Origin of the sequence: Butyrivibrio hungatei DSM 14810, from assembly GCF_900143205.1 — a bacterium.
GTDB lineage: Bacteria > Bacillota > Clostridia > Lachnospirales > Lachnospiraceae > Butyrivibrio > Butyrivibrio hungatei.
The window spans coordinates 854,539-863,493 of the sequence record NZ_FRDH01000003.1 but is presented as its reverse complement, the minus strand read 5'-3'; the positions used below and the strand labels follow the sequence as shown (position 1 = coordinate 863,493).

The window sequence follows — 8,955 nt, the reverse complement described above, 5'->3', positions numbered from 1 at the left end:
TTTCTATGTGCTCATGCAGCTTTTGTTTTAATACGCATGCTCTTGCTATAAACTTGCAGGGCGGAATTTATAATAAGTGGTCATTGGAGCTACGCTCCCATAACAGGAAAAGAGGTGATCTCGCAAGCTAGCTTGCAGAGTCACCTCTTATTCCTGTTTACAAAGCCCGCCTAAAGCGGGCGTGACCACTTATTATAAATTCTTATCGCCCTGCTTCAAACAACGCAAACCGCATGCGTTTCAAAAGCTGCTTATGAGCATAAGAAAATGGCGTTTTTTTGAAATCGTTCAAACCCAAAACTTTACATGCAAAAAATGGCAATCAAAGGCGAGTTTGTTTCAAAGAATTTAAAGAAAGAAATATAATGCCATGAACATAAAAATCCAAAGGATGAACAAAAACAAACTTTAGGCTGGCGGCCCCACTTAGCTAGACTAGGCAGTGGCAGGGCGCGACCCCAGTGAACTAGCCAGCGGCTATCCCCAAACTGTGAATGGTAACTGTTCGTTGAAAGACTTGGGCAATAAGTGTAAAATATTGGGTAGGATTGCCTTACTATGCAATCAGATAATTGACGCGTGGAGATTTGCACATGAAAATTTTGAGCATAATAGTACCTTGCTACAATGAGCAGGAGAATATTGTGGATTTTTATGATGAGCTTCTAAAAAATGAGGCTTATTTTAAGTCCCATGATGTGGATATGGAAATCATATATGTAAATGATGGTTCTAAGGATGGCACAGTAGCAGAAGTAAAAAAGCTTCATGAGAGAGATGAGAGAGTTCATCTTATCAACTTCTCAAGAAACTTTGGAAAAGAGTCTGCTATGATAGCTGGTCTTGAGAGAGCAAAGGGCGATTTTGTTGCGATCATGGACTGCGACCTTCAGGATCCACCAGCTCTTTTACCACAGATGTATGAAGCAATCGTGAATGATGGTTATGACAGCGTAGCCACCAGAAGAGTCAGCAGAAAAGGAGAGCCTCCTATCAGGTCATTCTTTGCAAGAATGTTCTACAGGATCATCAACAGGATGTCCAAGACTGAGATTGTTGATGGTGCAAGAGACTACAGACTTATGACCAGACAATTTGTGGATGCAGTCCTTTCTATGGGCGAGTACAACCGCTTTTCTAAAGGAATCTTTGGATGGGTGGGCTTTAAGAATAAATGGATTGAATTTGAGAATGTTGAGAGACAAAAAGGTGAGACTAAGTGGTCTTTCTGGAAGCTTTTCCTCTATGCTCTTGACGGAATAGTTGCATTTTCAACAGCACCACTTGCAATTGCATCATTTATGGGTGTGCTGTTCTGCTTGCTTGCTTTTATATTCATAATCTTCATTATTGTTAGAAAGCTCATGTTTGGAGACCCTACAAGTGGATGGCCTTCACTTGTATGTATTATTTCACTTGTTAGCGGCGTACAGCTGTTTTGCATCGGTATTGTGGGACAGTATCTGTCCAAGACTTATCTTGAGGTCAAGAAGCGTCCATTATACATTGTTAAAGAGGAATTATAATGGTAAGTATTGTTGTTCCTGTCTATAATGCAAAAAAATACATAGCAAAGACCATAGAAATGGTGGAAGCTCAGACTTATAAAGACTGGGAACTTATTCTGGTTGATGACTGCTCAAGGGATGGAAGCGCTGAATATATTGAAGAACTGATATCTTCTCAGGCAAAGAGGATCAAACTAATCAAAAAAGAGAGAAATGAAGGCGCCGCAGCTGCTAGAAACACAGGAATCGACGCAGCAATCGGCAGATACATAGCTTTTTTGGATGCAGACGATGTATGGCAAGCAGATAAGCTTGAAAAACAGATTGCTTTCATGGAAAAAACTGGAGCCGCTTTTTCTTTTCATTCCTATGAGTTTGGAGATGAAGAAGCAAGACCAACAGGTAAGGTCGTGCACGCTCCTAAAACGCTTAACTTTAGACAGGCACTGTCAAGAACGGTTATTTTCACAACAACTGTTATGTTTGACACTGAGAAGATAGACATGGAGATCATCCACATGCCTATGGTTCCAAGTGAGGACACTGCCACTTGGTGGAGAATATTAAAGAGCGGGATCATTGCTTACGGAATGGATGAGAATCTTGCTATTTACCGTAGACCAGCCAAATCGCTTTCATCAAATAAGCTTTTGGCCATAGAGAGAATATGGTTTTTGTATAGAAATATTGCAGATCTCTCTGTATTTGAATCATTATTTTATTTTGGAGGATGGGCTGTCAGAGCAACTCTTAGGAGAATCTGATAGCTAAAAGGGGATCATATGAAACACGTAGAATCAGTAAAAAGAATCCTTGTTTTATTCCTTGGATTTATTGGACTGTGCGTGCAGACAGCTGTATACGCCTGGTTTTGGTTTAAGACATATTATCCAATAGTTTCTGCCAATCGTATCAGCGTTGACGGATATAATCTTGGAAGTGGACTTAAGCTTTACTTCCGCGGACATTTGCTTATTTTAGCAATCTATTTCATATTGCTTTTATTCTTTTCAAACACATATGGAGGTCTTAAGATTGGATATCTTAAGCCTATGGATGTGTTCTTTTCACAGATCTTCGCATTATTTATGGCGAACTTCATTTCATATTTCCAGATAGCTCTTTTGAGAAACTGGCTTGTTCCAGTGCTTCCAATGTTGGAGATATTTGGAATTCAGCTTGTTTTGTCTTTTGCATGGGCCTATGCCACAAATGCCATTTATCGAATGATATTCCCGCCAAGGAATCTTCTTCTTGTTAATGGTAAATTTGCTGCAGATGACATTATTCGCAAGTTCAATACCAGAAAAGATAAATACAGGATCATCAAACAGATGAATATATCTGAAGGCATTGAAAATGTCTACAAAGAGTGCCTTGGAGATTATGATGGCGTCATTATCTGGGATGTTCCTAGTGAGTATAGAAATGGTCTTGTTAAGTACTGCTATGGTCGTAATATCAGAATCTATGTAATGCCAAAGATCACAGATGTACTATTAAAGGGATCTACTCAGCTTCATCTTTTTGATACACCGGTTCTCTTACTTAGGGAATATGCTATCAAGGTTGAACAAAGAGCAATAAAAAGAGCTTTCGACATACTGCTTTCTTTGATACTGATTATACTTTCTTCACCAATAATGCTGATCACTGCTATCATCATCAAGGCATATGATGGTGGTCCTGTGCTTTACAAACAGGTTAGATGCACTATCAACAGACGAGAGTTCAAGATCATGAAGTTTAGAAGTATGAGCGTTGATGCTGAAAAAGATGGAGTTGCAAGACTTGCATCCAAGAACGATTCAAGAATAACTCCGATTGGCAAGTTCATACGTTCATGCAGAATTGATGAGCTTCCACAGCTCTTTAATATCCTGGTTGGTGACATGACATTCATTGGACCAAGACCTGAGAGACCAGAGATCATAGAGCAGTATCTTGAAGATATGCCTGAATTTGCTTTCAGAATGAAAGTGAAGGCTGGACTTGCAGGATATGCGCAGGTTTATGGAAAATACAATACTACACCTTATGATAAATTAAAGCTTGATCTTACATATATTGAAAATTATTCAATTTGGCTTGATATCAAGCTTATGCTGCTTACAGTAAAGATACTGTTTACACCAGACAGCACAGAAGGTGTTGATGAGAATCAGACAACAGCGCAGAAGTAAGATTATCATTCTGGAGAATGCTTATGGACAGAACATTTCAGAGACATATGGATGAAGAACTTAATTTAAGGAGCTTTTATTTAAGGCTTATCAAAAAAATATGGATCATTCCGCTGGCGGCATTGGTGGGAGCACTTTTATGCGGCGGAATATATACTCTTGTGAACGTTACTTTTGGCCCTGCCAGAAGCTATAGCACAGAGTCCAAGCTCTACATTAAGTTTGCTTATGATGAGCAGGCAGGAACTTTGGTTGACTATTACAATGCATTTACTTGGAACTCGCTCATGTCTACCGATGATATTTTGCCAGTTGCTATGGATAATCTGCAAAAGGCTGGAGTATCAAAGGAACAGATTTCAGAGCAGGAAGTTATTGATTCTGTAAAAGCAGAGATTCCTTCAGATGTAAGGCTCCTTTTGGTGACTGTTACAAACAATAGTCAGGAAGATACTGATTTGATAACAGATGCAATCGATGAGGCGTTGGTAAATTATGGAAATACCAATGAGGCGTTTGATTCGATCAAGCTTATTGGCAAGACAGATTCTGCTCTTGTGACCTACACAGATAGGACTTTTGTTGCTGTGATCTTTGGGGCGGTTCTTTTTGCAGTAGCGGCTATTTTAGTTCTTTTGCTAGTAGATGCCCTTGACGATTCGGTCTATGTTCCTGAGGACTGCGAAAAGAGATATAAATTGCCGGTACTTGGAGTGCTTTTTGAAAATAATTCAAAGGACGCTTTCTTCAAGAACGAATTGCAGGCAGCTTATGAGAAATATATTGCTGGTGCGGAGAGAGTTGTGCTGATTGCTTCAGACAGCGTAAAAGATGCCGAGAATTCCAAAAAGGATCTGGATTCACTTAAAAAGGCATTAGGAAGCGGCTTTGATAGCCAGTTAGATAAAGTAACAGCCATGGAAATTCCTGGAAATGTGCTTGATAACTACAGAAAGATCGGTGCATCTGATGGTGTTATTCTTACAGTTCCAGCGGGAAAAAGATGTGGAAGCATGAGCGAACATATTATAGCTCAGCTAAAGAAACATGAATGTCCTGTGCTTGGAATTATTCTGGTTAGAGCTGATGCGGGATTCCTTAGAAGATACTACAGAATAAAGTGATGGAAGATAATATGAGCAAAAGACTTCAAATGCTGATATCAGCAGTGGACAAAGATTGTAAAAGTCTACTGGAACAAATGAATATTGAGTCTGACGCTATTTTAGTCAATCAGTTCATTAAAACTGATGGAGATAATTACGAGGAAGAGTTTCAGCAAAATGGTCACACAGTCAAAGTGATCGGCAGAAAAGAAAAAGGTGTTGGTCTATCCAGAAACACTGCTCTAGAAAACGCAGACCATGAGATTATCCAGTTTGCTGATGATGATATTGTTTATGATAAGGGATATGCTGAAAAGATCATAAAAGAATTCGATGATCACCCAGAAGCTGATGTGATCATGTTCAATGTAAGGGCTCAGGAAGGCAGAGAGACATACTGGAATGAAGACTTTGCAAAAGTAACATGGAAGAACTACGGAAGATATCCCGCTTACGCCATCTGCGCTAGAAGAGACAAGCTTGTCAGTAGCGGAGTTAAGTATTCTTTATTATTTGGTGGCGGAGCTCCATACATGAATGGAGAAGATAGTCTCTTTTTACATGACTGTTTAAAGTCAGGACTGTCATTATATAGGACCACAGTAGCACTTGGACATGAAGTTTCAGGTGAGTCTACATGGTTTAATGGTTACACAGATAAGTTTTTTTATGACAGAGGTGTCTTATATCACTTTTTGTATGGATCATTTGCTAGCATTCTTGGTTTTAGATATCTGTTTAACAACAGAAAAACCATGTGCGTCGAAAAAGGATTATTTAAAAGTTACCATTTGTTAAATCAGGGCATCAAACATGCCAAGACTTTAAAGAAGGTATAAATGATAGTATATTTGCCACTTACAGCGGTTGTTCTTTTAACAGCAATGCTTGTGAGAAAAACACAATTTAATATATGCTATGGACAGGTAAAAAGGCAGAATGTTGTTAATACAGTAGCAATTGTTATCATATTCTCATGCTTATTTTGGGTGTCTGCGCTACGTGTAAATGTAGGAAATGACTATGCCAAGTATGTCGAATTTATGCATCTGGTGTACTCAAGAGCCTATGTTCCTACGGAGGCAGGATTTAATGCGCTTACATATGTGATCTATTATCTTAGCGGCTTTGAAAATTATATTTTGGTCTTTGCTGTTATTGCTTTCTTTACTATCTTATTTTTTATGAAGGCGATATGGGATCAGAGCGAGTGGTTCACTTTTAGCTTTATGATGTTCATGCTTCTTGGCTATTATTTCCAGTCCATCAGTACCGTGCGTTATTATTTGGCTTTAGGATTGGCGCTGTATTCCATTAAGTTTGTAATGGCAAAAGACTGGCCAAGATTTTTGATGGTGGTACTTATTGGTGCACTTTTCCATAAATCACTTTTAGTTGTTCTGGTGCTTTATCCTATAGCAAGGATGAAGTGGAAGAGATGGATGTATATTGCAGCTGGCTTTTTCTGCGTTTCATGTCTTTTTTTACAGGATCTGTATTTGAAGATAGTGGTGTTCTTGTATCCTTCCTACAAAGATACAGAGTACCTGACAGGCGGAACAAGCGAGGTTAATATTGCCAGATGCGCAGCTATACTTATTTTCTCTCTTATATTGTTTAAGAATGTGGTTAAAGAAAATAGAACCTACCTGTTCTATTTCTACTGCAATCTCATGGCGCTTGCCCTTTATGTGTTTGGATCATTTCTTCCTATCATCTCAAGGATCGGGTACTATCTGACAGTAACTCATATACTGTTTGTTCCAGCACTTATACTCCATATCAAGGATGACAGGATACGTAAGTGGGTCAAGATTGCAGCAGTTTTAGGATGTTTATTATATTTTGCAATTTACATGAAGAAAGCTCCTGATGATGGAGTTAGGATTTTGCCATATCAGTCAATCTTGTTTGACGATATGCCACTTACTCTGTCTGAGAGAGGATATTAAGGAGGTTTCGGATGAAAAGACCTTTTTTTAACATAATAGTAGTTTCATATAATCCGGGTAAAAAGCTGATCGAGACTATCGAAAGTATCAAGAAGCAGAGCTATACAAATTACCGCATCCTGGTAAAAGATGGAATGTCTACAGATGGGTCGATTGATAAGCTTAAGGCTAAGTTTGAAGTGACTGATGACTTCGAAGAGAGCAAGGATAAGATACTTCTTATAGAGAGCTGTGATAGCGGAATATATCATGGTATGAATATTGCAACCTCATATCTTGCAGAAAAGGCTTCAGATATTCAGGCTGGCGAATCACCGTCATATATCTTTTTCTTAAATTGCGGTGATACTTTTAAGGATGAAAATGTCCTTAGAAATGTTCATGAGTTCATTACCAAGAACCAGAGTAAAGAAGGAACTACAATTTCCTCCATTTATTATGGCGATATTTTTGAAATCACAACAGGCACTAAAGTAGCTTCCAATCCTAGGATTGACGATTACGCATGTTATCGAAACGTTCCTTCTCATCAGGCTTGCTTTTATGATGAGAGACTTATTTACAAGAACCCATTTGACCTTCGATACAAAGTCAGAGCTGACTATGAGCAGTTCCTTAGATGCTTTTATAGAGAAAAGGCGGTACCTGTGTACATGCCAGTGATCATTTCTAATTATGAAGGCGGTGGCTATTCAGATCAGAACAAGAAGATTTCTGAGGATGAAAGAAGAGAGATAATAAAGCTCTATCTGACAGGGGCGCAGATCAGAAAGTATGACCTTTTACGTGTCCTTACATTATCCAAGCTCAGAACTTTTGTGGCTTCAAATAAAGTAACTGCCGGTGGTTACAATGCTATAAAGAATGCTGCTTATAGACTTAGAAGCGGCAAAAAGGAGAAATGAATTTGAAGATACTATGGCTTTGCAACATCATGCTTCCTGCTTATGCGAAAGCACATGGAATTCCTTTTTCTGTGAGAGAGGGATGGCTTACAGGATGCCTTGAGAAGTTGCATAATGCAAAGGATAATAAAATAACACTTGCTATATGCTTTCCTTTTGATAAACCCGATGTTAAGGAAGAGATAGATGGTGTGACTTATTATAGCTTTTACGAGGATCTTGATCATCCTGAAGTATATGATGGAAAGCTTGAGAATAGATTGCATGTCATTTTGGACGATTTTAAGCCTGACATTGTTCATATATTTGGAACAGAATTTCCTCATTCTCTTGCATTACTTAGAGCTTTTGGCAATCCTGACAGAGTTCTTTTAGGAATACAGGGAATTTGCGGAGTAATTGCAAAGGAGTATATGGCTGATATTCCTGCTGAGGTGCAGAATTCAGCAACCTTTAGAGACAGGATAAAGGAGGATTCTCTTCTACAGCAGGTTGAAAAGTACAAGATAAGAGCTGAGCATGAGAGAGAATGCATCATGCTTGCTGGAAATATTACCGGTAGAACGGAATTTGACAGGAAATACACTTCGGAAATTAATAGCGAAGCTAAGTATTATCACATAAATGAGACCATGAGACCTTGCTTCTATGAAGGAAAGTGGGAGGAAAAGAATGCGGAGCCTCACAGCATTTTTCTGTCTCAGGGTGACTATCCGTTAAAGGGCTTCCATTTTATGCTTCAGGCGATGCCAAAGATTCTTGAAAAATACCCTGATGCACACCTTTATGTGGCTGGAAACAATATAATTGGTAAGGGTAAGAGCAAGTATCCTTATTTTATGCGTGCCAGTGCCTATGGTAAGTACATAAAGAGCCTTATTTCCAAGAATAAGCTCAAGAAAAAAGTTAAGATGGTAGGAATGCTTTCAGATGTGGAGATGAAGGAACAGTTCCTTAAGGCCAGTCTGTTTGTATGTCCATCTGTTGTAGAGAATTCACCAAATTCTGTCGGAGAAGCGATGCTCCTGGGAGTTCCGCTGCTTGCAGCAAATGTAGGAGGAATCCCAAGTCTTGTTCAGTCTGGCAAGGATGGACTTTTGTTTGATAAGGGCAATGTAGAGATGCTTGCTGACCAGATCATTTCCATGTGGGATGAACCTGTTATATCTGCGGTTTATGGCGATAATGCCAGCAAACACGCAAGAGAGACTCATGACGCCACTGCCAATTATGAGAGGCTCATTGAGGTTTATGAATCTATTGTTAAGAAATAAAGAGAGGGATCATATTGGTTATAACCT

General features: G+C 39.0%; 8 protein-coding genes. All 8 read left to right on the top strand.

Annotated elements, in window-relative coordinates; all coding sequences use genetic code 11:
* The first annotated feature begins 593 nt into the window (after positions 1-593).
* From BUA02_RS04020 to BUA02_RS03985, 8 genes are read left to right on the top strand one after another with little or no spacing between them, the layout of a single operon-like run.
* Positions 594-1,526, top strand: coding sequence for a glycosyltransferase family 2 protein (locus tag BUA02_RS04020; protein ID WP_072701148.1), 933 nt, complete (start codon positions 594-596; stop codon positions 1,524-1,526).
* The gene (locus tag BUA02_RS04015) at positions 1,526-2,272 is read left to right on the top strand and encodes a glycosyltransferase family 2 protein (protein ID WP_072701146.1); all 747 of its coding nucleotides are present in this window, start codon (positions 1,526-1,528) and stop codon (positions 2,270-2,272) included. The genes BUA02_RS04020 and BUA02_RS04015 overlap by 1 nt, the downstream gene beginning before the upstream one ends.
* 18 nt (positions 2,273-2,290) lie before the next feature.
* Positions 2,291-3,691 (top strand): exopolysaccharide biosynthesis polyprenyl glycosylphosphotransferase, encoded by a 1,401-nt coding sequence (locus tag BUA02_RS04010; protein ID WP_072701144.1) that lies wholly within the window; start codon positions 2,291-2,293, stop codon positions 3,689-3,691.
* A gap of 23 nt (positions 3,692-3,714) precedes the next feature.
* Positions 3,715-4,815 (top strand): YveK family protein, encoded by a 1,101-nt coding sequence (locus BUA02_RS04005; protein ID WP_072701142.1) that lies wholly within the window; start codon positions 3,715-3,717, stop codon positions 4,813-4,815.
* An 11-nt stretch (positions 4,816-4,826) separates the two neighbouring features.
* Positions 4,827-5,636: a glycosyltransferase gene (locus BUA02_RS04000; protein WP_072701247.1), complete on the top strand. Its 810-nt coding sequence runs from the start codon at positions 4,827-4,829 to the stop codon at positions 5,634-5,636.
* The gene (locus BUA02_RS03995; RefSeq protein WP_072701140.1) at positions 5,637-6,749 is read left to right on the top strand and encodes an EpsG family protein; all 1,113 of its coding nucleotides are present in this window, start codon (positions 5,637-5,639) and stop codon (positions 6,747-6,749) included.
* Positions 6,750-6,760: 11 nt separating this feature from the next.
* Complete coding sequence (locus BUA02_RS03990; protein ID WP_072701137.1) at positions 6,761-7,654, top strand: glycosyltransferase; 894 nt, start codon at positions 6,761-6,763, stop codon at positions 7,652-7,654.
* A 2-nt stretch (positions 7,655-7,656) separates the two neighbouring features.
* The gene (locus tag BUA02_RS03985) at positions 7,657-8,928 is read left to right on the top strand and encodes a glycosyltransferase family 4 protein (RefSeq protein ID WP_072701135.1); all 1,272 of its coding nucleotides are present in this window, start codon (positions 7,657-7,659) and stop codon (positions 8,926-8,928) included.
* Positions 8,929-8,955 lie beyond the last annotated feature (27 nt).